This window comes from Alphaproteobacteria bacterium (genome assembly GCA_019635875.1).
Classification (GTDB): domain Bacteria; phylum Pseudomonadota; class Alphaproteobacteria; order Reyranellales; family Reyranellaceae; genus JAFAZJ01.
On sequence record JAHBYP010000006.1, the window covers coordinates 54,030 to 78,380 of the forward strand.

Annotated in this window: 28 protein-coding genes and 1 other RNA gene; 12 read left to right on the top strand and 17 right to left on the bottom strand. The window is 68.7% G+C overall.

Annotated elements, in window-relative coordinates:
* Positions 1-24: 24 nt before the first annotated feature.
* The 8 genes from KF889_21185 to KF889_21220 all read right to left on the bottom strand — a co-directional run bounded on the left by KF889_21185 (position 25) and on the right by KF889_21220 (position 7,353).
* Positions 25-1,170: a hypothetical protein gene (locus KF889_21185; protein MBX3501964.1), complete on the bottom strand. Its 1,146-nt coding sequence runs from the start codon at positions 1,168-1,170 to the stop codon at positions 25-27.
* Between the two features lie 110 nt (positions 1,171-1,280).
* Positions 1,281-2,192 carry an inositol monophosphatase gene (locus KF889_21190; GenBank protein ID MBX3501965.1) on the bottom strand — a complete coding sequence of 304 codons (912 nt, stop codon included), beginning with the start codon at positions 2,190-2,192 and terminating at the stop codon, positions 1,281-1,283.
* 92 nt (positions 2,193-2,284) lie between these two features.
* Entirely contained in the window at positions 2,285-2,854 is a 570-nt protein-coding gene (gene efp / locus KF889_21195; protein MBX3501966.1) for an elongation factor P, read from the bottom strand.
* A gap of 148 nt (positions 2,855-3,002) precedes the next feature.
* Complete coding sequence (locus KF889_21200; GenBank protein ID MBX3501967.1) at positions 3,003-3,944, bottom strand: ABC transporter substrate-binding protein; 942 nt, start codon at positions 3,942-3,944, stop codon at positions 3,003-3,005.
* 46 nt (positions 3,945-3,990) lie between these two features.
* A complete protein-coding gene (locus KF889_21205) occupies positions 3,991-4,818 on the bottom strand; it encodes an intradiol ring-cleavage dioxygenase (GenBank protein MBX3501968.1) in 828 nt (275 codons plus the stop codon).
* A gap of 27 nt (positions 4,819-4,845) precedes the next feature.
* Positions 4,846-5,427, bottom strand: a complete 582-nt coding sequence (locus KF889_21210; GenBank protein MBX3501969.1) for a malonic semialdehyde reductase — start codon at positions 5,425-5,427, stop codon at positions 4,846-4,848.
* 37 nt (positions 5,428-5,464) lie between these two features.
* The gene (locus tag KF889_21215; protein ID MBX3501970.1) at positions 5,465-6,826 is read right to left on the bottom strand and encodes a phosphatidylserine/phosphatidylglycerophosphate/cardiolipin synthase family protein; all 1,362 of its coding nucleotides are present in this window, start codon (positions 6,824-6,826) and stop codon (positions 5,465-5,467) included.
* A gap of 122 nt (positions 6,827-6,948) precedes the next feature.
* Positions 6,949-7,353: an MmcQ/YjbR family DNA-binding protein gene (locus KF889_21220; protein ID MBX3501971.1), complete on the bottom strand. Its 405-nt coding sequence runs from the start codon at positions 7,351-7,353 to the stop codon at positions 6,949-6,951.
* Between the two features lie 85 nt (positions 7,354-7,438).
* On the opposite strand from KF889_21220, the gene genX reads away from it, so the two are divergent.
* Positions 7,439-8,494 (top strand): EF-P lysine aminoacylase GenX, encoded by a 1,056-nt coding sequence (gene genX / locus KF889_21225; protein MBX3501972.1) that lies wholly within the window; start codon positions 7,439-7,441, stop codon positions 8,492-8,494.
* Between the two features lie 64 nt (positions 8,495-8,558).
* Here the strand turns inward: genX and KF889_21230 are convergent, their stop codons facing one another.
* The 8 genes from KF889_21230 to tkt form a co-directional block, all read right to left on the bottom strand.
* Complete coding sequence (locus KF889_21230) at positions 8,559-9,014, bottom strand: OmpA family protein (protein ID MBX3501973.1); 456 nt, start codon at positions 9,012-9,014, stop codon at positions 8,559-8,561.
* Positions 9,011-9,658: a thiamine phosphate synthase gene (gene thiE, locus KF889_21235; GenBank protein MBX3501974.1), complete on the bottom strand. Its 648-nt coding sequence runs from the start codon at positions 9,656-9,658 to the stop codon at positions 9,011-9,013. The genes KF889_21230 and thiE overlap by 4 nt, the downstream gene beginning before the upstream one ends.
* On the bottom strand, positions 9,655-10,575 hold the full coding sequence (locus tag KF889_21240) for a class I fructose-bisphosphate aldolase (protein ID MBX3501975.1): 921 nt from the start codon (positions 10,573-10,575) through the stop codon (positions 9,655-9,657). The genes thiE and KF889_21240 overlap by 4 nt, the downstream gene beginning before the upstream one ends.
* Before the next feature lie 212 nt (positions 10,576-10,787).
* A complete protein-coding gene (locus KF889_21245; GenBank protein MBX3501976.1) occupies positions 10,788-11,711 on the bottom strand; it encodes an allantoinase PuuE in 924 nt (307 codons plus the stop codon).
* Between the two features lie 56 nt (positions 11,712-11,767).
* Positions 11,768-12,244 (bottom strand): ureidoglycolate lyase, encoded by a 477-nt coding sequence (locus tag KF889_21250; GenBank protein MBX3501977.1) that lies wholly within the window; start codon positions 12,242-12,244, stop codon positions 11,768-11,770.
* Positions 12,245-12,249: 5 nt separating this feature from the next.
* On the bottom strand, positions 12,250-12,774 hold the full coding sequence (locus tag KF889_21255) for a hypothetical protein (GenBank protein ID MBX3501978.1): 525 nt from the start codon (positions 12,772-12,774) through the stop codon (positions 12,250-12,252).
* An 87-nt stretch (positions 12,775-12,861) separates the two neighbouring features.
* Positions 12,862-13,869, bottom strand: a complete 1,008-nt coding sequence (gap, locus tag KF889_21260; protein MBX3501979.1) for a type I glyceraldehyde-3-phosphate dehydrogenase — start codon at positions 13,867-13,869, stop codon at positions 12,862-12,864.
* Between the two features lie 24 nt (positions 13,870-13,893).
* Positions 13,894-15,915: a transketolase gene (gene tkt, locus KF889_21265; protein ID MBX3501980.1), complete on the bottom strand. Its 2,022-nt coding sequence runs from the start codon at positions 15,913-15,915 to the stop codon at positions 13,894-13,896.
* A gap of 332 nt (positions 15,916-16,247) precedes the next feature.
* On the opposite strand from tkt, the gene KF889_21270 reads away from it, so the two are divergent.
* The 7 genes from KF889_21270 to KF889_21300 all read left to right on the top strand — a co-directional run bounded on the left by KF889_21270 (position 16,248) and on the right by KF889_21300 (position 19,963).
* Complete coding sequence (locus KF889_21270) at positions 16,248-16,502, top strand: hypothetical protein (GenBank protein ID MBX3501981.1); 255 nt, start codon at positions 16,248-16,250, stop codon at positions 16,500-16,502.
* Positions 16,503-16,580: 78 nt separating this feature from the next.
* Entirely contained in the window at positions 16,581-16,976 is a 396-nt protein-coding gene (locus KF889_21275; GenBank protein ID MBX3501982.1) for a cell division protein ZapA, read from the top strand.
* A 68-nt stretch (positions 16,977-17,044) separates the two neighbouring features.
* A non-coding RNA gene (ssrS, locus tag KF889_21280) (6S RNA) lies at positions 17,045-17,204 on the top strand.
* A gap of 23 nt (positions 17,205-17,227) precedes the next feature.
* Entirely contained in the window at positions 17,228-17,830 is a 603-nt protein-coding gene (locus KF889_21285; GenBank protein MBX3501983.1) for a 5-formyltetrahydrofolate cyclo-ligase, read from the top strand.
* Between the two features lie 141 nt (positions 17,831-17,971).
* Complete coding sequence (locus tag KF889_21290) at positions 17,972-19,018, top strand: amidohydrolase family protein (GenBank protein ID MBX3501984.1); 1,047 nt, start codon at positions 17,972-17,974, stop codon at positions 19,016-19,018.
* Between the two features lie 143 nt (positions 19,019-19,161).
* Positions 19,162-19,560 carry a DUF302 domain-containing protein gene (locus KF889_21295; GenBank protein ID MBX3501985.1) on the top strand — a complete coding sequence of 133 codons (399 nt, stop codon included), beginning with the start codon at positions 19,162-19,164 and terminating at the stop codon, positions 19,558-19,560.
* 73 nt (positions 19,561-19,633) lie between these two features.
* A complete protein-coding gene (locus tag KF889_21300) occupies positions 19,634-19,963 on the top strand; it encodes an NIPSNAP family protein (protein ID MBX3501986.1) in 330 nt (109 codons plus the stop codon).
* 85 nt (positions 19,964-20,048) lie between these two features.
* On the opposite strand, the gene KF889_21305 is transcribed toward KF889_21300, so the two are convergent.
* Positions 20,049-20,615: a TIGR00645 family protein gene (locus KF889_21305; protein MBX3501987.1), complete on the bottom strand. Its 567-nt coding sequence runs from the start codon at positions 20,613-20,615 to the stop codon at positions 20,049-20,051.
* Positions 20,616-20,720: 105 nt separating this feature from the next.
* On the opposite strand from KF889_21305, the gene KF889_21310 reads away from it, so the two are divergent.
* From KF889_21310 to KF889_21325, 4 genes are all read left to right on the top strand, one after another.
* On the top strand, positions 20,721-21,611 hold the full coding sequence (locus KF889_21310; protein ID MBX3501988.1) for a TauD/TfdA family dioxygenase: 891 nt from the start codon (positions 20,721-20,723) through the stop codon (positions 21,609-21,611).
* A 20-nt stretch (positions 21,612-21,631) separates the two neighbouring features.
* Entirely contained in the window at positions 21,632-22,045 is a 414-nt protein-coding gene (locus tag KF889_21315) for a hypothetical protein (protein MBX3501989.1), read from the top strand.
* 10 nt (positions 22,046-22,055) lie between these two features.
* Positions 22,056-23,084 (top strand): putative zinc-binding metallopeptidase, encoded by a 1,029-nt coding sequence (locus KF889_21320; GenBank protein ID MBX3501990.1) that lies wholly within the window; start codon positions 22,056-22,058, stop codon positions 23,082-23,084.
* 190 nt (positions 23,085-23,274) lie between these two features.
* On the top strand, positions 23,275-24,297 hold the full coding sequence (locus tag KF889_21325) for an ATP-grasp domain-containing protein (protein MBX3501991.1): 1,023 nt from the start codon (positions 23,275-23,277) through the stop codon (positions 24,295-24,297).
* The last annotated feature ends 54 nt before the right edge of the window (positions 24,298-24,351 follow it).

Consider the following 24,351-nt stretch of genomic DNA (forward strand, 5'->3'; position numbering starts at 1 on the left):
ATATAGGCAGATGTTGTGGCGAAATCACGTTCCGGTGCCGCTCACCGCATCGACCCGGTCGGCCGGCCCGCCATCGGCCGACGCGCCCAGCGGCTGCAGGTTCAGCCTGTCCCTCGCGACTCCCTTGTCGATCAGGTAGGCGCGCACCGCCAGGCCGCGCGCCAGCAGCAGGCGCCGGGTCTCGGGGCCGCTGTTGGCGGCGTAGATCTTCAGGATCGTGCGCTGAGCCGGGTTGGCGACCAGCTGGGCCGCGAGCCTGTCGAGCGCGGCGCGCGCAGCCGCCGACAGGGCCGGCGAGTTGGTCTCGAACGTCACGCGCGTCGGGGCGACGGAGGCCGGCCTGGCCGCAGGCAGGGCTGGCGCGACCGCCGGGGCCGCGGTGCTTGGTGTCGGACGCTCGATCACGACGGCGGCGGACTTCGACGGCTCCGGCGGCTTGGCGGAAGCGGCCGGCGGCGACGCGGGATTGGGCGGTGCCGATGGTTTCGCAGCCGCAACCGGCGCCAACCTCGGCGGCTCGGGTGGCGTCGCGGGCACGGTAGAAGGCGCGACGGCGGGCGTGGCCGGCATTGGCGCAGCGATGGGTGTCGGGGTCGGTTTGGCTACGGCAGGCGGCGGCGAGGCGACGGCCTTGGCGAGCCGCGGCGCGGGCTTCGGAGCGGCAGCCGTCGGGCGGGGCGGGGCCGGCGGCCGAACGGCACCGGAGCGGCGCGGCGCATAGGGCACGCTGCTGAACGGCCCCGTCGGACCCTTCGGCGTGCCGACCTCGGGAACCGACAGCAGGCGGCTGCGGATCGGACCGGACGGTGGCGGCGGCAGGCTGCCACGCGGATCGGCGTCGCCACGGGCGGCGTAGGGCGCGGCCGGAGCCGGGGGCGGTCCCCCGGCGGGCGGCGAATAGCCACCGCCGGTTTGCCGCCAGGGATTGTAGGCGCCGACCTGGCCGGCGGACGGCTGGTGGGGCACGGGCTGGCCGTAGGCCGGCTGGCGGGGCGGCGCACCATAGGCGCGGCCGCCCTGGGTATAGGGATTGTAGGCGCCGACCATGCTCGTGCCGTAGCCGGCGCCGCCGTAATAGGATTGCTGGGCCGCGGCCGGCAGCGACACCATGGCGAGGCCCGCAAGGATCGGCAGGGCGACGCGACGGCGCGCCGGGAGCGAAGAGGTCATGAGCGTCGCCATGTTGAGTCGCCGCTGCAGATCGCGGCGACTGGCCCCAGTGTCGCCGCACTCTACCGCGTCGAATTGCGCGCCTCAACGGCGAGGCGGTCGCATAACTCTCAGGCCGAAGGCGCCAGCAGCTCGACGACGGGATCGCGCAGCAGCGGGTTGATGGCGAGAATGGTCGGGCCGCCCAGCACGTAGGGTTTTCCGCCGATGTCGGAGATCACGCCGCCGGCCTCGCGCACGATCAGCGTGCCGGCCGCGACGTCCCATGGCGAGAGGTCGAACTCCCAGAAGCCGTCGAAGCGCGCCGCCGCCACCCAGGCGAGATCCAGCGCCGCGGCGCCGAAGCGGCGCACGCCGGCGGTCTTCGACATCACCGCGCGCAGGCTCTCGGTGAAGCGCTCGTGGTCGCCGCGCTCCTGGAACGGGATGCCGGTGGCCATCAGCGCGCTGCCGAGCTGGCGGCGGCCCGAGACGCGCAGCCTTCGCGAGCGCGCGAAAGGCGTCTCGAGGAAGGCGCCGAAGCCTTTCTCGGCGTAGAACAGATCGTCGTTGGCCGGGTTGTAGATCAGGCCGGCGACCACCTCGCCCGCGCGCTCCAGGGCGATCGAGATGGCGAAGTGCGGCACGCCGTGCATGAAGTTGGTGGTGCCGTCGAGCGGATCGACGATCCAGCGATACTCGCCCGCGCCCCTGGTCTCGCCGCCTTCCTCGCCGAGGAAGCCGAAGCTCGGGCGGCCGTGCAGCAGATGCTCGCGCAGCACCTGCTCGGCGCGCAGGTCGGCGTGGCTGACGAAGTCGCCCGGGCCCTTCTCGCTGAACTGCAGGTGCTCGACCTCGCCGAAGTCGCGCTTCAGCCCCTTGCCGGCGGCGAAGGCGGCGCGCTGCATGATGGTCATCAGCGGCGACTTGGCCGCCTGGCTGGCGCGCGGCAGCGGCGCGGAGCGCTCGCGGATCGGCCCTGCCGGCGCGCGGCCGACACGCGCCACCGGCCGGTCGCCGCCCTTGCTCGGTGGCCGTGTCATTGCATGCTCCAATCTCTCTGTCATCCCGAGCGCAGCGAGGGATCTAGTGGCAGCCTGGATCCCTCGCTACGCTCGGGATGACGGCTGCACCGTCAATCCTTGGCGCGTTCCATGTACTCGCCGGTCTCGGTGTTGACCACGATGCGCGTGCCGGCGCCGACATGCGGCGGCACCATGACGCGCACGCCGTTCTCCAGCACCGCCGGCTTGTAGGACGACGAGGCCGTCTGGCCCTTCACCACCGCGTCGGCCTCGACGATCCTGAGGGTCACCGATTTGGGGATCTCGATGCCGACCGGCGTGGTCTCGTGCATCGAGACGACCACTTCCATGCCGTCCTGGAGGAAGGGCGCGCGCTCAGCGCCGATCATCTCCTCGGTCATGGTGAACTGCTCGTAGTTTTCCTTGTTCATGAAGTGGAAGCCGTCGGCGTCCTTGTAGAGGAAGCTGCAATCATGCGCGTCGATGCGCACCAGCTCGACGGTCTCGCCGGAGCGGTAGCGCTCCTGCAGCTTGTTGCCTTCCTTCAGCGCGCGGGCTTCCAGGGTGACGAAGGCGCCGCCCTTGCCAGGATTGACGTGCTGCACCTTCATCGCGGCGTAGAGGCGGCCATTGACGTCGATGACGTTGCCGGCACGGATGGTGTTGATGGGCACTTTCATGGGTCGACCGAGGCTCGGAGGCTAAAAACACGGCCGGGGGCGAATGCCGCCCCCGGAAAGCGCGCGGAACCTATCAGAGCGGGTGAGGGGGGGCAACCGGGCGAATTAGCCACGATATCCAGCTTTAGCAGCCCTGCCCGGGCGCCGATTACTGCATCATCTCGTCCGCTCGTGCCCTGAACCTTTCCGGCAGGGTGAGGCCTAATGCCTTCTCCGTCTTGAGATTGATGGTTAGGTCGAAGCGTGTCGGCTGCTCGACCGGCAGGTCGGCGGGATTGGCGCCCTTGAGAATCTTGTCGACGTGAGCGGCCGCCAGGCGAAAGCTTTCCGCGAGATCGGGTCCGTAGCTCAGCAGGCCGCCCCCTTCGACATAAATCTTGTTGGCGAACATCGACGGCAAACGGTGGCGCAGGGCCGCTTCGCCGATTTCGTATCGATTCTGAATCGTGATGCTGTCGGAGAGGATCAGCACCGCGCCGGCACCCGCGGCTTTGGCGCCGCGCACGCCCTCGTCGAGTCCCTGCGGGATACGGACTTCGACTGGCACGACGGCAAGGCGCAGCGCAGCAGCCGCCGCTTCGGCTTCGCGCAACTGGCCTGGAACACCCGCCGCCGCGGCGTTCCACAACACCGCCACGCGTGACAGGCCGGGGATGGCTTCCTTGAGAAGCTCGAGGCGCTTTGCCGTCAGCTCGCGCGCGTAGACGCTGCGGCCTGTGACGTTGCCGCCGGGACGCGCCAGGCTGGCGACCAGTCCGTCTGCCACCGCGTCCTGCGTACTGGCCATCACGATGGGAATGGTCTTGGTTTCCGCCATGGCGGCGCGAGTGGCCGCTGCGCCCTGCGTGACGATCAGCTTCACGCGGCGCGCTACCAGGTCGGCGGCGAAGGCCGAAAGACGTTCCGTATGGCCGTCGGTCCAGCGGTATTCGACGCTGATGGTCTGGCCGAGAATATAACCGTGCTCGCGCAAGCCGCGGAGGAACGCGGCATCGAGCAGGCCGGGGCCAGTGCGGTCGATCAGGTAGCCGATCTGCGGCGGCATCCGGTCCTGCGCGTGGGCGACACTGCCCGCGGCAGACGCCAGCATGACGACTGCCAGCCACAGCGTGCCTAGTGTCCGCAGGCCGGACACTTCACGCCGCTTTCTTCAGCCGGAAGTCGTAGCTCAACCTGCCGCGGTCGTTGGCGGCGCCAAAGTCGCTGATCAGCGCTTCCTTGACGCCGAATACCACGTCGCTGTCGAGGTACTGATCGCCGCGCACGAAGAGGTGGGTGATGACCTGGCGGTGGCCCGGGGCCTGGACCCAGAAATGCAGGTGGCCCGGCCGCCACGGGTGGCGGCCCATGGCGCGCAGGAGCTCGCCCACCGGGCCGTCGTCGGGGATCGGGTAGCAGGCGGGCAGCGTGGTCTCGAACCAGAAGCGGCCCGCGGCGTCGCTCTTCAGCCGGCCGCGCAGATTGTGCTTCGAGCCGTCGCCCATCTGCGAATCGTAGCCGCCGTCGGGCGAGGCCTGCCAGCAATCGATCTGCGCACCCGAAATCGGCGTGCCGTCCTCCGACAGCACGCGGCAATCGACGTCGATGCGCTTACCCGCAATCCCGGGAGAAATATCGCCGCCATTGGCGATGATCGGCGGGTTCTCGCGGAAGAACGGGCCGAGCACCGTCGACTCGGTGGTGTTGCCGGCGCTGGGATTGGCGATGGCGTCGACCAGCATCGACACGCCCATGGTGTCGGACAGCAGGATGTACTCCTGGCGCTTGTCGTCGCACCATTTGCCGACCTCGGTGAGGAACTGGATGCCCTTCATCCATTCCTCCGGCGTCAGCCGCGTCTCGCGCACGAAGGCGTGCACGTGGCGGATCAGGCCGCTCATCACCTCGCGCAGGCGCGGATCGCAATCCTCGCCCATGCGGGCGACGACTTCCTCGGTGAGGTTGGCCTCGGTGAAGTTGCGCATCGCGATCCCTCCCTCAGGATCCATGGCTCACATCAGCGTGCAGGCGTCCTCGAAGGCGAGGCGCGGGCTGCGCGCGAAGAGCTTCGTCGGATCACCGTAGCCGATATTGCACAGGAAGTTCGACTTGAAGCGGCCGTCGGGGAAGAAGGTCTCGTCGACCAGTGCGTTGTTGAAGCCGCTCATGGCGCCGATGTCGAGGCCCAGCGCGCGCGCGGCGATGATCAGGTAGGCGCCCTGCAGCGTGCCGTTGCGCACCGCGGTGGGCATCGCTGCCGGCGTGCCCTTGAACCAGTTGATGGCGTCCTGGTTGTGCGGAAACTGGCGCGGCAGGTTCTCGTAGAACTGCGTGTCGTAGGCGACGAGCACGGTCACCGGCGCTTCCATGGTCTTGGCCGTGTTGCCCTCCGACAGCGCCGGCCTGAGCTTCTCCTTGCCCTCCCTGGTGCGGATGAAGAGGAAGCGCGCCGGCTGCGAGTTGGCCGAGGTCGGGCCCATCTTGACGATCTCGTAGATGGCGCGGATCTGCTCGTCAGTCACCGGCTTCGGCAGCCAGCCGTTCTGCGTGCGCGCCGTGCGGAAGAGCAGGTCGAGGGATTTGTCGTCGAGCATGTGAACGCCGGGCTCCGAATGCGGTGAGTCGACGCGATTAATCCATGCCGTAGGTCGCCGCGTCGAGCCGAAAGGCGAGTCCCTGCCAGTCCCGTGCGCCGGTATCGAGCCGGTAACGGTTGGCGTCGACGATCTCGCGGTACAGCGCCATCGCCGCGCGCTCGTCGAGCGCCTCGACGTCGCGGCCTAGATGCTCGGCCATCAGATCGCAGCGCAGCCGGCGCGCGATGTCGGGGTCGTGGAACGCGGCATTGAGCTCGGTGCTGCCTTCGAGCGAGAAGGCGTGCAGGTTGCACGAGCCGATGGTCGCCCAGGCATCGTCGACGATCATCACCTTGTCGTGGACGTAGATGCCGTAGGGTTCGCCCCTGGCGGTGTGGCCCTGGATGCCGGCCATGCGGAAGTTCACGTAGCGATCGAGCACGCCCAGCTGCTGAAACAGCGCCTGCCGCTCGCCGCGCCGGCGCGCTTCGCGCACGAAGGGCTCGACCTCGGCCGGCACCAGCATGACGACATCGACGCCGCGTTGCAGCGCCGCCTCGAGCCGTCCGGCCACGGCGACGATCGGCACCGACTGGTTCTCGATGTAGATCGTGCGCCGGGCGGCATCGATGGCGCGCAGGTACTGGTCGAGGATCGAGCGCTCGCCGCCGGCGATGTCGAAGACCCGTCCGCCCGGCGTCGCGGTGCCGTCGCGATAGCGGCCGGCATGGACAGTGCGCTGGATCTGCACCGGCGCCGTGCCGCGCGGCGGCGAGAGCCTGGTCGGAAAGGGCAGCTGGTCGTCGCCGGTATGGCCCCAATGGCCGTCCTCGACGTCGCGCTCGCTGGCCTCGTTCCAGCGCTGCACAAAATTGTGGTGCACGTCGGTGGAAGCGGGGCCGGCGATCTCGAGATAGAGATCGTGGCGCTCGCCGGGCCCGGGATGGCCCGGCACGGACTCGCCGCGCAGGGTCATGTTGACGCCGCCGACGAACGCGATCTCGCGGTCGTGGCCGGCGTCGATCAGCCAGCTCTTCTGGTGCTGGCAATAGGCGTCGTGCGTGCGATCCCAGCGGATGCGCCAGCCTGTGCCGCGCGCGCCCAGGAACTCGCGGTCGAGCGCCGTGCCGCGGAAGGCGGTAGCATTGCCCTCGTGGCTGTTGGGCCGCCAGAAGATCACCCGCACGTCGAGGCCGCGCGCGGCGGCGCGATCGAGCACGTCGAAGAACGAGCCGCGCGCGTCGGGCATGCGGAAGTCGATGGTGGCGAAGGCGGCGCAGATCCACACGCTGTGCCGCGCGCTCTCGACCGCCTCGCAGATGCGGCGGAACACCGGCGTGCCGTCGATCAGCGGACGCAGCGCATTGCCGGGGCGGACGGGGTAGGAGCCCGACTCGACGAAGGGGACGTGGCTCATGGAATTCCGTGCTCGAAATGCTCTGCTGTCATCCCGAACATCGCGAGGGATCTTTCGCTGGTCTCAAGATCCCTCGCTGCGCTCGGGATGACAGTGGCGGCTCGACCTGTCGGGACCATGTTCTAGAACGGCTCGTCGAAGGCGGAGCGTCGCTTCGTCGTCGGCCGCGGCGGCGGGGCGAAGCCGAGCGACAGCTGCGTCTTGCGCGGCAGCCTGGCGGCGATGACCTGGTGGGCGCGGCGCAGATAGGCCTTCAGCATCTCCTCCTCGAGCTTCTCGGGATGCTCCACCGCCACCCAGCGGGCGCGCGCGAGATAGGGGCAGGGCCGGAAGCCGGGCGCCTCCTTCAGCGAGTCGTAGTGCGCGTCGTCGGCCTTGAACCACGCCTCGCGTCGCTTCTTCTCGCGCGGTGGCAGCATGCAGAACATCCTGCCGCCGACCTTGAAGACGATGACGCCTTCCCACTGCACCACGCGCGTGGCCCTGGGCAGCCTGCGGCAGAAGCGATCGATCGTCGCGCCGTCCATTCCATGCCATCCGTCTGGCGAGAACCGGCGGGAGAATGGTTCGATTCGCACCTGCCGTCGAGCGCGGCGTGCTAGCCTCGCGACCATGAGTGCGGATATCGCAGGCGCGCCGGATTGGCGGCCCGACCGGCTGGGGCGCAGGCTGCCCGCGCTGCTGGCACGCGGCCGCATCCTGGCGGCCCTGCGCGCCTGGTTCGCGGGAGAGGGTTTCGTCGAGATCGAGACGCCGGTCCTGCAGGTCTCCCCCGGCATGGAGGTGCACCTGCGCGCCTTCGCCAGCGAGCTGGTCGGTCCCGACGATTCGCGCAGGAAGCTCTATCTCCACACCTCGCCCGAATTCGCGATGAAGAAGCTGCTGGCCGGCGGCGTGCCGCGCCTGTTCCAGTTCGCCCGCGTCTTTCGCAACGGCGAGCGCTCGGACCTGCACCATCCAGAGTTCACCATGCTCGAATGGTACCGTGCCGGCGCGACCTATCGCGACCTGATGGACGATTGCGAGACGCTGCTTCGCGCGGCGACCAGGGCCGCCGGCACAGGGCGCCTGGCATGGCGCGGCGCGGGATGCGACGTCAGCGGCCCGTTCGAGCGGCTGAGCGTGGCTGAGGCCTTCCACCAATATGCCGGCATCGACCTCTTGGCCACGGCGCCCGATCCGCACGCGCCCGACGTCGCGCTGCTGTCGCGCGCCGCGCGCTCGATCGGCATCCGCACGTCGGACGGCGACACCTGGGAGGACGTGTTCTTCCGCGTCATGCTGGAGCGCGTCGAGGGCAGGCTGGGCTTCGGCCGGCCGACTATCCTGTGCGACTACCCGGTGTCGATGGCGGCGCTGTCGCGGCCCAGGCCCGACGATCCGCGCCTGGCCGAGCGCTTCGAGCTCTATGCCTGCGGCGTGGAGCTGGCCAACGCCTTCGGCGAGCTCACCGACGCCGCCCAGCAGCGCGAGCGCTTCGAGGCGGACATGGCCCTGAAGCAGGCGCTCTATGGCGAGCGCTATCCGATCGACGAGGACTTCCTCGCCGCGCTGGAGCACGGCCTGCCGGACTGCGCAGGCATCGCGCTGGGCTTCGATCGCCTGGCAATGCTCTGCCTCGGCGCCGAGCGCATCGAGGACGTGCTGTGGCTGCCGGTGGCGCGGTGATCATGGGAGCGCCGGCGTCCCGCCGGCATCATGAGAAGAGCCGACGGGACGCCGGCGCTCCCAGTCAGATCACGTACAGATCGCAGTACCTGTTGTGCGTCAGCGGCATGTCGCCTGGGCGCGCGCTGACAGTCGTGGCGCCGGCCGGCGTGCCCAGCCGCGTGGCGCCGGGCGTGCCGGTGCGCAGCCGCCCCGGATCGATGCCGGCGTTGATCAGGATGTCGCGCATGGTGCGGGCACGGCGCTGGCTCAGGCCCTGATTGAATTGCGGGCTGCCCTTGGCGTCGGTATGGCACTCGATCATCACCGGCCGGCCGCGGCTCTCGCCGCGCAGCAGCGCGACGTCACGCGCGAAGCGATGCGCCGTCTCGACATGCGCGCGATAGCCCAGCGCGCTGGTGCGATCGAAGGTGACGCGGCTGAGCAGCAGGCGCGACGATCCCGCCTCGCCGGAATCGCCGGCGATGCATCCCGTCGCCAGCGCGCACAGCAGCAGCAGCGGCGCGCGCACGGCGCTCACCGCGCCAGCTCGCCGAAGATCGTTTCGAAGGCCCGCACCGCAGCGGTCGGCCCCTCGGGATGACCCCACACGCCGTTGGCGACAGCGAGAAAATCGGCCCCGGCCTCGACCAGGGGGCGGCAATTCTCCGTGGTGATGCCGCCGATGGCGACCGACGGCACGGTCATCATCTCGTCCCACCACTCGAGGATGTCGAGCGGCGCCGGCGTCGTGGCGCTCTTGGTCGACGAGGTGAAGAAGGCGCCGAAGGCGACGTAGTCGGCGCCGGCCTCGGCGGCCTCCATCGCCAGGTGGCGCGAGGCCTTGCAGGTGACGCCGACGATGCGATCGGGCCCCAGCAGCCGGCGCGCCTCGGCGTAGGGCGTATCCTCCTGGCCGACATGCACGCCGTCGCAGTCGAGCTTCAGCGCCAGGTCGGGCCGGTCGTTCATGATCAGCGCCACGTCGCGCAGCTGGCAGATCGGCCGCAGCACGTCGGCGGCGCGCGCGATGTGGTCGTCGCCGACATCCTTCAGTCTCAGCTGCAGCACCGCCACGTCGCCGCCCTCGAGCGCCGCGCGCAGCTCGTCGGCGAAGATCTGCGGATGCGGCAGCGCCGGTGGCGTGATCAGGTAGAGCCGGCAGCGCTGCGCCTGGTTGCTCACATCTTGCCCTGGTAGATGGCGATGATCTTATCGAGCATGTCGATCGCCTCGGCGCGCGGGCGCTGGAAGGTGTTGCGGCCGATGATCGAGCCGTTGGCGCCGCCGTCGCGCAATCCACGGATCTCGTTGTAGAGGCCGTCGAGATCCTTGGCCTCGCCGCCGGAGAACACGACGATGCGCCTTCCGTTGAAGGTCGCCTTCATCACGTGCTCGATGCGCTTGGCGAGCGTCGAGCCGTCGACCTTGGCCTTCTCGTAGGCGGCCTTGGCCTCGGGCTGCCACAGCACGTCGGTCGGCGGCTTGACCTTGATGATGTGCGCGCCGAGCAGCGCGGCGATGTGAGCGGCGTAGGCGCAGACGTCGAGCGCGGTCTCGCCCGCCTTGTCGAGCTTGCCGCCGCGCGGATAGGACCACATGACGACGGCGAGGCCGTATGACTTGGCCTCGGCGGCCATCTCGCGGATCTCCTCCATCATCTCATACTGGTCTTCCGAGCCGGGATAGATGGTGAAGCCGATCGCCGAGCAGCCGATTCGCAGCGCGTCCTTCACCGAGGCGGTGACCGCCTGGTCCTTGTTGGTCGACAGCGAGTTGGCGCTGTTGACCTTGAGGATGGTCGGGATCGCGCCGGCGAAGGAGTCGGCGCCGGCCTCGAGCGGCCCCAGTGGTGCCGCATAGGCGTTGAGCCCCGCGTCGACCGCGAGCTGGTAGTGGTAGTGCGGGTCGTAGGCGTCGGGGTTGGGCGCGAAGGAACGCGCCGGGCCATGCTCGAAGCCCTGGTCGACGGGCAGGATCACCATCCTGCCCGAGCCGCCCAGCTTGCCGTGCATCAGCATGCGCGCGAGGTTGCCCTTGGTGCCGGGATTGTCGCTCTCGTAGTTGTCGAGGATCTTTTTGACGGTACGGGTGATCTTCACGGCTTCCCTCCTGGGGCGCCTGCGGGGGCGCCGGTCGCGGCGTTTCTAGCGAGGGCCGACTTGCTTGTAAACGCGGGGTCCGTTCCCTTCCCCCGGAGGGGGAAGGTGCCCGCAGGGCGGATGGGGGATGTCGAAGACGAACGCAGGAGTCCGTCTTCGACATCCCCCTTCCGTCGCTTCGCGCCACCTTCCACCTCCGGGGGAAGGGAGGATCATTCGTTCAGCCCCTTGCCCGGATAGGGATGGGTCTTGATCCAGTGGCGCGCGATGTCGACGCGGCGTGCCACCCAGACGTCCTTGTGCTTCATCACGTGGTCGAGGAAGCGCTGCAGCGCCCAGGCGCGCGCCGGGTGGCCCATGATGCGCATGTGCAGGCCGACATTCATCATCTTGGGCGCCGTCGCGCCCTCGGCGTAGAGCAGGTCGAAGGCGCCCTGGATGTAGGCCAGCCACTCCGATGTGGCGCCGATATTGCCCAGCAGCTTGGTATCGTTGTTGGTGATCGAGTAGGGGATCACCAGGTGTGGCTTTTCCGTGACCGTGGTCCAGTAGGGCAGCTCGTCGTTGTAGGTCTCGGAGTCGTAGAGGAAGCCGCCTTCCTCGACCAGCAGGCGCCGCGTGTTGACGCTGGGCGCGTAGCGCGAATACCAGCCATAGGGCCGCTCGCCGGTCATGCGCGCGATCGACTCGACGGCCTTGCGGATGTGCTCGCGCTCCTCCGCCTCGCTCAGCAGGAAGTGCTTCACCCAGCGCCAGCCATGGCTGCACACGTCGTAGCCGGCCTCCCGGATTGCGGCCGCCGCTGGCGGGTTGCGCTCCAGCGCCAGCCCGCAGCCATAGACGGTGATCGGCAGGCTGCGCTCCTGGAACAGGCGATGCAGGCGCCAGAAGCCGACGCGGCTGCCGTACTCGAACATGGCCTCGCCGCCGAGGTCGCGGCCGCGCACGTCGGAGGCCGAGGTGCTGGCTTCGGTCAGCGCCGTCTCGGTGTAGCCCTCGCCGTCCTGCATCGAGGCTTCCGAGCCCTCCTCGAAGTTGACGACGAAGTTGATCGCCAGCCGCGCCCCGTTGGGCCATTGCGGGTTGGGCGGCTTGCCAGCGTAACCGATGAAGTCGCGCTTCGATTCCCAGGCCATCGGGCTCTCCTCCTTGGGAGCGCCGGCGTCCCGCCGGCATCTTCATGCGCTCGGGCTCACTCATCCACCGTGACGGTGAACGGCGGCACCCTGACGAATTCCTCGTCGGTCGGCCCGCCGTCGCGCCACATGAAGATGGCGAAGCGCGCGGCGCGGTCGAGCACGGTGAGCCCGTGATGCCAGGTGTCGGCGCGATAGGTCACGCCCTGGCCGGGGCCGGCGACGAAGGCGATGGCCTTCGCCGCGTCGGGTCCGCCGCCTGGGGCATGCGGGCAGACCACGACCAGCCAGCGCGACACGTCGAGCGGCACGAAGGTCTGCGAGGAGAATTCGTGGCGCTCCAGCAGATCGCTCTCCAGCACCGGCCGCTCGAGCGGCACGCGATGCGAGAGCGAGACGCTGGGCCGCGCATTCGCGCGACTGTTGGCGAGCGCGCTCTCGAAATAGGCGCGGCCCGGATCCTTGGGCGGTGTCAGCACCTCGCCGTAGGGCGCGAACGCCTCGGCTGTCAGCGGGCGTGCGAGCAGCCGCATGGGCTTCAGCCCTCGCGGCCGGCGAGCAAGGCCTGGCAGGCGGCCAGTGGATCGCGGCTGTGGATCAGGTCGAGATGGGTCGGCGGCCGCTCGATCAGCCGCGCATCGTGGCGCTGGGCGATGTCCATCAGCCTCGCGGCGGCCGCCGCGTTGCCGGCGAAGGCGACGGTCTTCAGCCCGACGCGGAAGGCTGCCAGCGCATGGCCCGGCGCGCCGTCGCAATCGAGCACGATCTCGGCGTCGGCGGTCGGGAACAGCGCCTGCGCGCGCTTGACGATCGCCGCCCAGAACGCCGCGCCATGCGTATAGGAGGCGCCGGCCGGGCTGATCAGGGTGATGTTCGCCCTGGCCTCGCCCGCCGCCTGCAGCGCCGCCGAGACGTGCTTCCAGCCGTGCACCACGATCACCGTGCGGCGCGGCGCCTCGCCGCGCCATGCCGTGATCGCGACGCGCTGCGATGTGTTGGACACCACCACGCGCGGCTTAGCTGCCGCAGCGGCCTTGGCGCGGGCGGGCTGCTTGCTCTTCATGCGCCTACGATGGAGCGGTTTCGGCGCAAGGGGAAGGGGGATGCTTTTGCCCTTCCCCCCTCCGGGGAAGGTAGGACTTGCTGCGCCTCAGCCCAGCTTGCCCATGGCGACGGCGGTGTCGCTCATGCGGTTGGAGAAGCCCCACTCGTTGTCGTACCAGCTCATGACGCGCACCAGCGTGCCGTCCATCACCTTGGTCTGGTCGATGTGGAAGACCGAAGAATGCGGATCGTGGTTGAAGTCGACCGAGACGTTGGGCGCGTCGGTCCAGCCGAGGATACCCTTGAGCTGGTTGGCGGCGGCGCGCTTGATCGCCTCGTTGACCTCCTTGGCGTCGGTCTTCTTCTTGGCCACGAACTTGAAGTCGACGACCGATACGTTGGGGGTGGGCACACGGATCGCCACGCCGTCGAGCTTGCCGTTGAGCTCGGGCAGCACCAGGCCGACGGCCTTCGCCGCGCCGGTCGAGGTCGGAATCATCGACAGGTTGGCGGCGCGCGCGCGGTAGAGGTCCTTGTGCATCGTGTCGAGCGTCGGCTGGTCGCCGGTATAGGCGTGGATCGTCGTCATGAAGCCCTTCTCGATGCCGATGGCGTCGTTGAGGACCTTGGCGACCGGGGCCAGGCAGTTCGTCGTGCACGAGGCGTTGGAGACGATGACGTGGTCCCTGGTCAGCTTGTCGTGGTTGACGCCGTAGACCACCGTCAGGTCGGAATTCTCGCCCGGCGCCGAGATCAGCACGCGCCTGGCGCCGGCGGTCAGGTGCGCCGAGGCCTTGTCCTTCGCCGTAAAGATGCCGGTCGACTCCATGGCGATTTCGACACCGAGCTCCTTCCACGGCAGCTTCGAGGGGTCGCGCTCGGCCGTGACCTTGATCTTGCCGCGCCCGACATCGATCGTGTCGCCCTCGACCTTGACGTCGCCCGGGAAGCGGCCGTGCACCGAGTCGAAGCGGAAGAGGTGGGCGTTGGTCTCGACCGGGCCCAGATCGTTGACGCCGACGACCTCGATGTCCTTGCGGCCCGACTCGATGATGGCGCGCAGGATGTTGCGGCCGATGCGGCCGAAGCCGTTGATGCCGACACGGACTGCCATGGTAATCCCTCCGTCTTGCTTCAGTCAGGCCCTGGCGGCGAGCGCGTCGCGCGCCGCTGAGGCGATGGCTTCCGGCGTGATGCCGAAGTGCTTGTAGAGATCGGCCGCCTTGCCCGAGGCGCCGAAGCCGCTCATGCCGACGAAGCGGCCGCGCCTGCCCAGCCAACGCTCCCAGCCGAACGATGTTGCCGCCTCGCACGCGACGCGCACCGTGCCGTGCCGACCGAGGATCTCGACGCGATACTCCTCGGACTGCTGCGCGAAGAGCTCCCAGGACGGCATCGAGACCACGGCGGCGCTGATCCCGTCGCTGGCCAGCAGCTCGCGCGCGGCGAGCGCCAGCGCGACTTCCGAGCCCGAGGCGATCAGGCGCGCGGAGTCGGCGGCCGAGCCGGCGAGGATATAGGCGCCCCTGGCCGAGCGGTTCTCGGCGATGCCACCGCAGATCGTCGGCACGTTCTGTCGCGTCAGCGCGATGACGCTGGGCGTCTCCGGCGAACGCAATGCCAGTTCCCAGCATTCCGCCGTCTCGACCACGTCGGCGGGGCGGAACACCTGCAGGTTGGGGATCGCGCGCAGGGCGGCGAGATGCTCGACCGGCTGGTGCGTCGGGCCATCCTCGCCCAGGCCGATCGAGTCGTGCGTCATGACGTAAATTACGCGCAGGCCCATCAGCGCCGACAGCCGGATCGAGGGCCGGCAATAGTCGGTGAAGACCAGGAAGGTGCCGCCATAGGGGATCACGCCGCCATGCAGGGCGATGCCGTTCATCGCCGCGGCCATGGCATGCTCGCGGATGCCGTAGAAGACGTAACGGCCGTCCCACTGGCCCTTCTGCAGCGGCTTCAGCGTGGCGGTGCGGGTGTTGTTCGAGCCGGTGAGGTCGGCCGAGCCGCCGATGGTCTCGGGCAGCAGCGGGTTGATCACCTCGAGCACTTCCTGGCTCGACTTGCGCGTCGCCCAGGACGGCTTCTCGCTCGAGACCTTGGCCTTGAACGTGGCCAGCGCGCCGTCGAGCGCGGCGGGCAGCGCGCCGGACTGCCTTCGATCCCATTCCAGCCGGTCGGCCGCGGCCAGCGCGCCGAGGCGCGCCTGCCAGGCCTTGTGCGCGGCGGCGCCGCGCGTACCCAGCGCGCGCCAGGCGGCGAGGATATTGTCGGGGATCACGAACGGCGGATGCGGCCAGCCGAGCTTGGCGCGCGCGCCCTCGATCTCCTCCTTGCCCAGAGGCGCGCCGTGCGTGGCGGCGGTGCCGGCCTTCTTCGGCGCGCCGTAGCCGATCACGGTGCGGCAGGCGATCATCGAGGGCTTGTCGGCGACGGCCTTGGCGAGGGTCATCGCCCGCTCGATTTGATCCGGGTCGTGGCCGTCGACGCGCTGCACGTGCCAGCCGGCGGCGGAGAAGCGCATCAGGTGATCTTCCGAGGTCGACAGCGACGTCGCGCCGTCGATCGAGATGCCGTTGTCGTCGAACAGCACGATCAGGCGGCCCAGCCCGAGATGGCCGGCCAGCGTGATCGCCTCCTGGCCGATGCCTTCCATCAGGCAGCCATCACCCGCGATGGCCCACGTGTAGTGATCGACCACGGCGTCGCCGAAATGCGCCGCCAGCGAGCGCTCGGCGATCGCCATGCCCACGGCGTTGCCCAGCCCCTGGCCGAGCGGGCCGGTCGTGGTCTCGATGCCGGCGGCATGGCCGTATTCCGGATGGCCGGCGGTGCGCGAGCCGACCTGGCGGAAGTGCTTGAGCTCCTCCAGGGGCATGTCGGGGTAGCCGGTGAGATGGAGCAGGGAATACAGCAGCATCGAGCCGTGGCCGGCCGACAGCACGAAACGGTCGCGGTCGGGCCAGCTGGGATCAGCGGCGTCGAATTTCAGGAACTTCGAGAACAGCACCGTGGCCACGTCGGCCATGCCCATCGGCATGCCGGGATGGCCCGAATCGGCCTGCTGCACCGCGTCCATCGCCAGCGCCCGGATGGCGTTCGCCATGTCATTGTGGGCGATGACGGCTGATGTCGGAGCAGCGGCGGTCGAAACGGTCATGATCGGGATTTCTGCGGGCGCGAGGGCGGGAATCGGCCGGTTTGCCTGAGGGCGCGCACCATGCCGAGGGGTCCGCGCGGCGTCAATGCGCGCCATGTGCCGCTTGCCCGGCGACGCGAAACGATCGCCGGCGGCCGCCAGCCCCTTGAGGCGCAAGCGCTTTCGGCGTACTTGTCTGAATCAGTGGTTCAATGACGGTTTTGTGGAAGACGACCAGATATTGCGTGTGGATTGCTCATAGCCCGCGAGATATTGACGGTATCGCTGCATGCGCCCATTCTAGGCCAATGCTGCAACAGGCCCCGGGCGAGCCCCACGAGAAAGAATTGCCGATGACGACGAAGCTCGACGAAGCCAAGGGCATCGACGAGGCCAAGGGCAAGGTCAACAACGCGCTCAGCCGGCTCGAGAAGATGATCGAGCAGCGCCTGCGCGAGGAGACCGCGCGGGCCGACGAACTGGCGGCCAAGCTCTCTGCGCTCGAAAGCCAGCACGAAGAGCTCAAGCGCGTCGCCTCCGATGTCGAGGCACGGCTCGAACGGGCGATGACGCATATCCGCAATCTCCTGACGGCCGACCAGCGTTGACCGTCTCCGTCGCCTGCTCCACACTGGCGACCAATAACAACGATCGACCCCCTCCAAGAACGAATGTGAGTGCCGGCCATGCCGCACGTGTCCGTCCGTATCAATAATCGCCAGTACGAGATCGCCTGCGCCGAGGGCGAGGAAGAGCGCCTTCTGGCGCTCGCCGCCGACCTCGACGAATGCGTGATCGACCTGCGCAAGCAGATCGCCGGCGCACCGGAGATCAAGCTGCTGGTGCTCGGTGCCCTGATGATGGCCGACAAGGCGCGCGAGGTCGCGGGCCGCGTCGAGCAGGCCGAGATGGAAGCCGCACGCGCCCGCGGCGAGCTTCAGGTGCTGCGCGAGGAGCTCGCCAGCGTGCGCGCCGAGGCGAGCCGGCGCGCCGCGGCCGAGCCGGAGGTGCGGCTGGAGGATCTGTTCTCCGGCCTCGAGACGCGCATCGAGGGGCTCGCCCGCAAGGTTGCCGCCGCCTGATCGGGAGGGCGGGCGCTCGCGGAAGACGTTGTCGCGCCGCGCCTTCGTCCCTACATTGGCAACGGGGCGGAGTGCTGCGCGGTGCGTGGGCCGCAAGAACCCTGGGGCCAATGCTCTCCTCTAGGGAGCTGTTCCTGGTCTTGACCCTGGTCTCGACCACACGGCGCCCACCTGCGTTTGCAGGCCACAGAGGTTAAGCCGGGCCTTCACGGCCACCGTGGCGCCGCCCCACCCCTTGCTCGTCGCGGGCAATGACCGACGAACCTCTCCTCCAGCTCAAGCGCGACCTGCGTGTCGACATGATCGCCCGGCGAGCGGCGATCGCCGACGATGTGCGCGCGCAGGCGCGTGCGGCACTGGTGCGCATCTGGCGGCGCGAGCGGCCGGTGCCGGCGCGCGAGGGTATCGGCACGGTGCCGGCGATCTCCGCCTTCTGGCCGATGGGCGAGGAGATCGACATCCGCCCGCTGCTGCAGGCCCTGCACGACGATGGCCATGCGCTCAGCCTGCCGCGCACGCCCCGGCGCGGCGAGCCGCTGACCTTCCATGCCTGGCGGCCGGGCGATCCGCTGGAACGCGGACCGGTGGGCACCTCGCAGCCGCCGGCCGCAGCGCCCGTCATCGAGCCCGATGCGCTGATCGTGCCGCTGCTGGCCGTCGATCCCGCCGGCTTCCGGCTGGGCTATGGCGGCGGCTATTTCGATCGCACGCTGGCGCACCTGCGCGCACGCCGCGCCATCACGGCGATCGGCGTCGCCTTCGAGGTCCAGCGCGTCGCGCGCGTGCCGACAGGTCCCAATGATGCAAGGCTGGACTTCCTGTTGACGGAGCGTGCGCTGCTCGCCTTCGCCTGAAGCGCTCCCGTCATTCCGAGCGCAGCGAAGAATCCAGATGCAATCACTGGATTCCTCGCTGTGCTCGGAGTGACAGAGTCATTTCGTCCAGGCGGGATGCGCTCTAAGTTGCCAACGCGAAGGATCGTGGGAGAGACGCGCATGGCATCAGGCAAACCCGCCGCGCCGCTGGGCAACGTCGTGGCGCCGCTCGACGAGTGGCTGTCCAAGCAGGCCAGGGAAGAGATCCTCGAGCCTGACCTGCCGATCGTCGATCCGCACCACCACCTGTGGGATCGCGCCAACCACCGCTACCTGCTCGACGAGCTGCTGGCCGACACCGGCTCGGGCCACAATGTCGTCGCCACCGTGTTCGTCGACTGCATGGCCTACTACCGCAAGGACGGCCCGCGCGAGATGCGTCCGGTCGGCGAGACCGAGTTCGCCAACGGCGTGGCGGCGATGAGCGCCAGCGGCATCTACGGCGACACCCGTGCCTGCGCCGCCATCGTCAGCCATGCCGATCTCACCCTGGGCGCCGGAGCGCGCGCGGTGCTGGAGGCGCAGATCACCGCCGGCAATGGCCGCTTCCGCGGCATCCGCCACGCCGCCGGCTGGGACGAAAGCCCGCAGATCCGCAACAGCCACACCAACCCGCCCAAGGGCCTCTACGCCGACAAGGCCTTCCGTGAAGGCTTCGCCCAGCTGGCGCCGCTCGGCGTCTCGTTCGAGGCCTGGCAGTACCATCCGCAACTGTCCGAGGTGACCGACCTGGCGCGCGCCTTTCCCGATACCTCGATCATCCTCAACCACTGCGGCGGACCGCTCGGCATCGGGCCCTACGCCGGGCGGACCGCAGAGGTTTATGCGCAATGGCGCAAGGACATCGCCGAGCTGGCAAAGTGCCAGAACGTCACCGTGAAGCTCGGCGGGCTGGGCATGAAGGTCGGCGTCCTCGACCATTACGACCGCCCGGTGCCGCCGACCTCGCGCGACATCGCTGACGACTGGAGCCCGTGGATCGAATACTGCATCGATCGATTCGGCGAGGCTCGCTGCATGTTCGAGAGCAATTTTCCGGTCGACAAGGTATCGACTGGCTACGCCGTGCTGTGGAACGCCTTCAAGCGCCTCGCTTCGGGCGCCTCGGCGGCCGAGAAGACGGCGCTTTTCAGCGGCACCGCCGCCCGCGTCTATCGTCTCGACTGACGGCCAGCGTCGCGAGGCCGGTGCCGCGATGGTGAACCGGCTTGAGTTGATCGTGCGGCCGCCGGCGGGCTGGCATCGCCTCCTCGACGAGGGAGGTGACGATGCCGAGAATCTCTCTGCTTTTCGCGCTGCTGCTCGCGCCGCTGGCGGCGGTCGCGTCGGAGAACGGCATCGTCGCCGTGCCCAGCCAGCACAGCGTCGCCGACTCGGTGAGCAGGATCGAGGCGGCCGCCAAGGCGCGCGGGCTGACGATCTTCGCGCGCATCGACCATTCGGGCGAGGCGAAGAAGGCCGGCCTCGAGATGCGGCCGACGCAGCTGATCGTGCTCGGCAATCCCAAGGGCGGCACGCCCCTGATGCAGGCCAGGCCGTCGCTGGCCATCGACCTGCCGCTCAAGATCCTCGTCTGGCAGGACGCCGCCGGCACGGTCTGGGCCGGCTACAACGATCCCGCGATGCTGAAGCAACGCCACGGGCTGAGCGAGGAGCAGGCCAAGCCGCTGGGGGCGGTGGGCGGCCTGATCGCGGTGGCGCTCAAGTAAGCGCTTCCGTCGTGCCGGATGTGGTGGTGAAGTGCGCGCCGTTCGCCGCAACAACGGTCGAGGGATCATCGCCATGAGCATCTACGAGCTGCGCGTCTATCGCTGCGTGCCCGGCCGCCTGCCGGCGCTGCTGAAGCGCTTCGACACCATCACGCTGAAGCTGTGGGAGAAGCACGGCATCAGGCAGGCCGGCTTCTGGACAGTGCTGGTGGGCGAATCCAACCAGGATCTCTTCTACCTGCTGGAGTGGGATTCGCTGGCGGACCGAGAAACCAGGTGGAACAAGTTCGCGTCCGATCCGGAGTGGCTCGCCAAGCGCGCCGAGACCGAGAAGGACGGCGCGATCGTCGCCAATGTCAGCAACCAGTTCCTGGCGCCGACCAGCTTCTCATCGGTGAAGTGACCCGAAGGGTCATCCCGAGTTAAGCGAGGGATCTCCTATAGCGAGGAGACTCCTCGCTGCGCTCAGAATGACGGAGAAGCCCAGCTCAGTGCCCCGTCACCTTGCCTGCGGCCGGCGGGGTGTAGGTCAGCCGGTCGACATAGGCGATGCCGATCGCCGAGGCGATGAAGGCGAGGTGGATCAGCGTCTGCCACATCACCGCCTGCTCGGTGAAGTTCGCCTTGGGCCCGCCCAGGGCGCCGGCCTCGATGAAGGTGCGCAGCAGATGGATCGAGGAGATGCCGATGATCGCCATCGCCAGCTTGATCTTCAGCACGCTGGCGTTGACGTGGCTCAGCCATTCCGGCTGGTCGGGATGACCCTGCAGCCGCAGGCGCGAGACGAAGGTCTCATAGCCGCCGACGATCACCATGATCAGCAGGTTGGAGATCATCACCACGTCGATCAGGCCCAGCACGACCAGCATGATCTGCTGCTCGTTGATGGTCATTGCCGTGGCCACCAGGTGCCACAGTTCCTTGACGAACAGGAACACGTAGACGCCCTGGGCGACGATCAGCCCGAGATAGAGCGGCAGCTGCAGCCAGCGCGAGCTGAAGATCAGCGCCGGCAGGATGGCGAGGCGGGGGCGGTCGTGTTGCGGGTCGGCCATGGAGTCCGTCGAGGGGTTGGTTGCGGCGCAACATCAGGGGCGGCGCGGGCAATTTCAAGGCGCGAGTGGCTTGTCTTCGGGCCATGAACGCGCGAGCCTTGGGATATGACGCTCAGCATCATTCCCCGCGACCCCGCCCGCCCGGACTTCGCCGGTGAAGTCCGAGGCATCGACCTGCGCAGGAAGCTGACGCCCGAAGAGGTCGCGGCGGTTTCCGCCGGCATGGACCGTTACGCCGTGCTGGTGTTCCGCGGCCAGGACATCGACGACGAGCAGCAGCTCGCCTTCAGCCGCAATTTCGGGCCGATGGAGACGGCGACCGGCGACATCGCCAGGGCCGAGGATCGCCGGCTGAGCATGGACGTCAACGACATCTCCAACCTCGACAAGCACGGCAACGTCTTGGCGCGCGACGACCGCAAGCGGCTGTTCAGCCTCGGCAACATGCTCTGGCACTCCGATTCCTCGTTCAAGGCGACGCCGGCGAAGTATTCGGCGCTGTCGGCGCGGGTGATTCCCGAAAGCGGCGGCGACACCGAGTTTGCCGACATGCGCGCGGCGTGGGACGCGCTCGACCAGGAGACCAGGGAGCTGGTGCGCGACATGGTGACGGTGCACAGCCAGATCTTCTCGCGCGGCATCCTGGGCTTCACCGACTTTACCGAGGAGGAGCGGGTGAAGTGGGCGCCGGTGCGCCAGCGCCTGGTGCGCCGTCACGAGTCGAGCGGCCGGCTGTCGCTCTATCTCTCGGCGCATATCGGCGGCATCGAGGGCTGGCCGGTGCCCGAGGCGCGCGCGCTGATTCGCGACCTGACCGAGCACGCCACGCAGCGCCAGTTCGTCTACACCCATGTCTGGCGGCCGCACGACCTGGTGATGTGGGACAATCGCGCGACGATGCATCGTGCGCGGCGTTACGACGCCACCAAGGTGCGCGACCTGCACCGTACCACCAACGCCGACAGCGCGCCGACGCTGGCGCAGCCGGGCCCGTGACGAGTCGCAGGAGCATCGCCATGCGCTCCGTCCGCTTCGTCGTTCTCGCCCTGCTGGCGCTGTGGCCGCTTGCCCTGCCGGCGCCGGCGGCGGCGCAGGCCCTGAACTTCCCTGACGGCAGCTTCGCCTCGCCGGGCGCGTTCATCGTCGGCTCATGGAAGTGGGAGCGGCAGGAACCGCGCCAGACGGTGATGATGCGCTTCGAACCGGGCGGCGGATTCTTCTTCCACAACCTGACCAACGGCCTGCAGCACCACGGCAGCTACAGCGCCAGCGGCGCCGGCCTGCATCTCAACATCACCCGCAGCTGCGAGGACAACGGAGCGCGTTGCGCCAGTCGCTCGCCGCCGATGGTGGTGAACTACAACCTCACACCGGTCAGCGCCGGCGTCTTCATGTCGGAGACCGAGCGCTGGGAACGGCAGGCGAAGTAGGATCGCTGGGGTGGCTCGTCGTCATTTTCCCTGGGCGCGCCTGCCCGACGATGAGCTGCTGAAGCTCCGCCTCAAGGACCTCAAGGTCCGTATCGAAGGCACCTGGCTGGAGTACTGCCTGAACGAGCTGCACGGCGAGCTCGAGCAGCGCGGCATCGGCATCAGGCCGCATGCCTGGATCTCCGACGAGTGGTTCAGCCCGGACACCACGCCGGGCATCGCCATCCCGTTCTACCTCGCCCATCCCCGTCTGATGCGGCTGGAGCGGCGCAAGATCATCGACGTCGAGGGCGGCACCATCCCGGAGTGCATGAAGATCCTGCGCCACGAGGCGGGCCACGTCGTGCGCCACGCCTACCAGCTCAACCGCCGCCGCCGCTGGCAGGAGCTGTTCGGGCCCTCGACCACGCGCTACCCGAAATATTACCGGCCCAATCCGGCGAGCAAGAACTACGTCCAGCATCTGCGCCTGTGGTACGCGCAGAGCCATCCCGATGAGGATTTCGCCGAGACCTTCGCGGTGTGGCTGCGGCCGCGCTCGGACTGGCGGCGGCGCTACGCCGACTGGCCGGCGCTCAGGAAGCTGGAATACGTCGACGAGCTGATGACGATGATCGCCGACGAACGGCCGATCCTGACCAAGCGGCTCAAGGTCGAGCCGCTGAGCCGCAACACGCGCACGCTGGAGGAGCACTACCGCAACAAGCAGGCGCTCTATGTCGTCGACACGCCCAAGACCTACGACCGCGACCTCACGCGCATCTTCTCGAGCGATCCCCGGCACGCGCGCTCCGAGGCGGCGTCGAGCTTCATCCGCCACCACCGCGCCGAGATCCGCCAGCTGGTCGCCAAATGGACCGGCGAGTACCAGCTCACGCTCGACGCCGTGCTCGACGCCATGATCGATCGCTGCCGCGAGCTCAGGCTGCGCGCGGTGGGCTCCAAGCGCCAGCTCAAGACCGACTTCACCGTGCTGCTCACTGCGCGTGCCGTGCACTCGCTCTACAGCCCCTCCCGCCGCGAATGGATCGCGATGTGACGACGACCGAGACATACCTTCCCCCGCTGGCGGGGGAAGTTGGCGCGAAGCGCCGGATGGGGGTGGACAGGGGCCGCGGACGGCCCCGGGGTGCCACAACTCCACCGGATGCGGCTGACCGCCATACCGCCACTCCCATCCGCCCTTCGGACACCTTCCCCCGCGGAGCGGGGGAAGGTAGGGGCGGATCATGAAACGCCTGCGCATCATCGTTCTGATGCACCCCGACCTGGTACCGCCGGAGAAGCTCGACGGCATCGACCGGGAAACGGCGCCGTGGAAGACCGAGTACGATGTCGTCAGCACGCTGCGCGCGGCCGGCCACGATGTGCAGGCGCTGGGCGTGCAGCACGAGCTGCGGCCGATCCGCGAGGCCACCGACTCGTTCAAGCCGCACGTCGTCTTCAACCTGCTGGAGCAGTTCCACGGCGAGACCGCCTACGACCAGAACGTCGCCTCGTATCTCGAGCTGGCACGCGTGCCCTATACCGGTTGCAACCCGCGCGGCCTGATGATCGCGCGCGGCAAGGACCTGTCGAAGAAGCTGCTGACCTATCATCGCATCCCGGTGCCGGCCTTCGCCGTCTTCCCGCGCAATCGCAAGGTCAAGCGGCCCAAGCGGCTGCAGCTGCCGCTGATCGTCAAGAGCCTGAGCGAGGACGCCTCGGTCGGCATCGCCCAGGCCTCGGTGGTCGACAGCGACGAGAAGCTGGCCGAGCGCGTCGCCTTCATCCACGAGCGCATCGGCACCGACGCCATCGCCGAGCAGTACATCGAGGGCCGCGAGCTCTATGTCGGCGTGCTGGGCGGCGCCGGCCGCCTGCACGTGCTGCCGGTGTGGGAGATGGAGTTCGGCGACCTGCCGGCCGGCGCCATCAACATCGCCACCGCCAAGGTGAAGTTCGATCCCAAGTACCAGCAGCGCCGCGGCATCGTGCAGGGACCGGCCAAGGACCTGACGCCCGAGCAGACGCTGCGCATCCAGCGCATCGTCAAGCGCATCTGCCGCGTGCTGGTGCTCGACGGCTACGTGCGCATCGACTTCCGGCTGAGCGCCGAGGGCGTGCCGTACTTCATCGAGGCCAACCCCAACCCCGAGATCGCGCTCGGCGAGGAATTCGCCGAGGCGGCACTGCACGGCGGCATGGCGTATCCGGTGCTGCTGCAGCGCATCGTCGCGCTCGGCATGCGTCGCGGTATCGCGGTGGGCTGACCCAGTCTCCTGTCATCCCGAGCGTAGCGAGGGATCTATGACAGCCCTGGATCC

Bases quoted from the DNA above. Each gene is read 5' to 3' on its own strand.
- KF889_21185 (MBX3501964.1), bottom strand. From the start codon at position 1,170: ATGACCTCTTCGCTCCCGGCGCGCCGTCGCGTCGCCCTGCCGATCCTT.
- KF889_21190 (MBX3501965.1), bottom strand. From the start codon at position 2,192: ATGACACGGCCACCGAGCAAGGGCGGCGACCGGCCGGTGGCGCGTGTC.
- efp (MBX3501966.1), bottom strand. From the start codon at position 2,854: ATGAAAGTGCCCATCAACACCATCCGTGCCGGCAACGTCATCGACGTC.
- KF889_21200 (MBX3501967.1), bottom strand. From the start codon at position 3,944: ATGCTGGCGTCTGCCGCGGGCAGTGTCGCCCACGCGCAGGACCGGATG.
- KF889_21205 (MBX3501968.1), bottom strand. From the start codon at position 4,818: ATGCGCAACTTCACCGAGGCCAACCTCACCGAGGAAGTCGTCGCCCGC.
- KF889_21210 (MBX3501969.1), bottom strand. From the start codon at position 5,427: ATGCTCGACGACAAATCCCTCGACCTGCTCTTCCGCACGGCGCGCACG.
- KF889_21215 (MBX3501970.1), bottom strand. From the start codon at position 6,826: ATGAGCCACGTCCCCTTCGTCGAGTCGGGCTCCTACCCCGTCCGCCCC.
- KF889_21220 (MBX3501971.1), bottom strand. From the start codon at position 7,353: ATGGACGGCGCGACGATCGATCGCTTCTGCCGCAGGCTGCCCAGGGCC.
- genX (MBX3501972.1), top strand. From the start codon at position 7,439: ATGAGTGCGGATATCGCAGGCGCGCCGGATTGGCGGCCCGACCGGCTG.
- KF889_21245 (MBX3501976.1), bottom strand. From the start codon at position 11,711: ATGGCCTGGGAATCGAAGCGCGACTTCATCGGTTACGCTGGCAAGCCG.
- KF889_21250 (MBX3501977.1), bottom strand. From the start codon at position 12,244: ATGCGGCTGCTCGCACGCCCGCTGACAGCCGAGGCGTTCGCGCCCTAC.
- KF889_21255 (MBX3501978.1), bottom strand. From the start codon at position 12,774: ATGAAGAGCAAGCAGCCCGCCCGCGCCAAGGCCGCTGCGGCAGCTAAG.
- gap (MBX3501979.1), bottom strand. From the start codon at position 13,869: ATGGCAGTCCGTGTCGGCATCAACGGCTTCGGCCGCATCGGCCGCAAC.
- tkt (MBX3501980.1), bottom strand. From the start codon at position 15,915: ATGACCGTTTCGACCGCCGCTGCTCCGACATCAGCCGTCATCGCCCAC.
- KF889_21270 (MBX3501981.1), top strand. From the start codon at position 16,248: ATGACGACGAAGCTCGACGAAGCCAAGGGCATCGACGAGGCCAAGGGC.
- KF889_21275 (MBX3501982.1), top strand. From the start codon at position 16,581: ATGCCGCACGTGTCCGTCCGTATCAATAATCGCCAGTACGAGATCGCC.
- KF889_21285 (MBX3501983.1), top strand. From the start codon at position 17,228: ATGACCGACGAACCTCTCCTCCAGCTCAAGCGCGACCTGCGTGTCGAC.
- KF889_21290 (MBX3501984.1), top strand. From the start codon at position 17,972: ATGGCATCAGGCAAACCCGCCGCGCCGCTGGGCAACGTCGTGGCGCCG.
- KF889_21300 (MBX3501986.1), top strand. From the start codon at position 19,634: ATGAGCATCTACGAGCTGCGCGTCTATCGCTGCGTGCCCGGCCGCCTG.
- KF889_21305 (MBX3501987.1), bottom strand. From the start codon at position 20,615: ATGGCCGACCCGCAACACGACCGCCCCCGCCTCGCCATCCTGCCGGCG.
- KF889_21310 (MBX3501988.1), top strand. From the start codon at position 20,721: ATGACGCTCAGCATCATTCCCCGCGACCCCGCCCGCCCGGACTTCGCC.
- KF889_21315 (MBX3501989.1), top strand. From the start codon at position 21,632: ATGCGCTCCGTCCGCTTCGTCGTTCTCGCCCTGCTGGCGCTGTGGCCG.
- KF889_21325 (MBX3501991.1), top strand. From the start codon at position 23,275: ATGAAACGCCTGCGCATCATCGTTCTGATGCACCCCGACCTGGTACCG.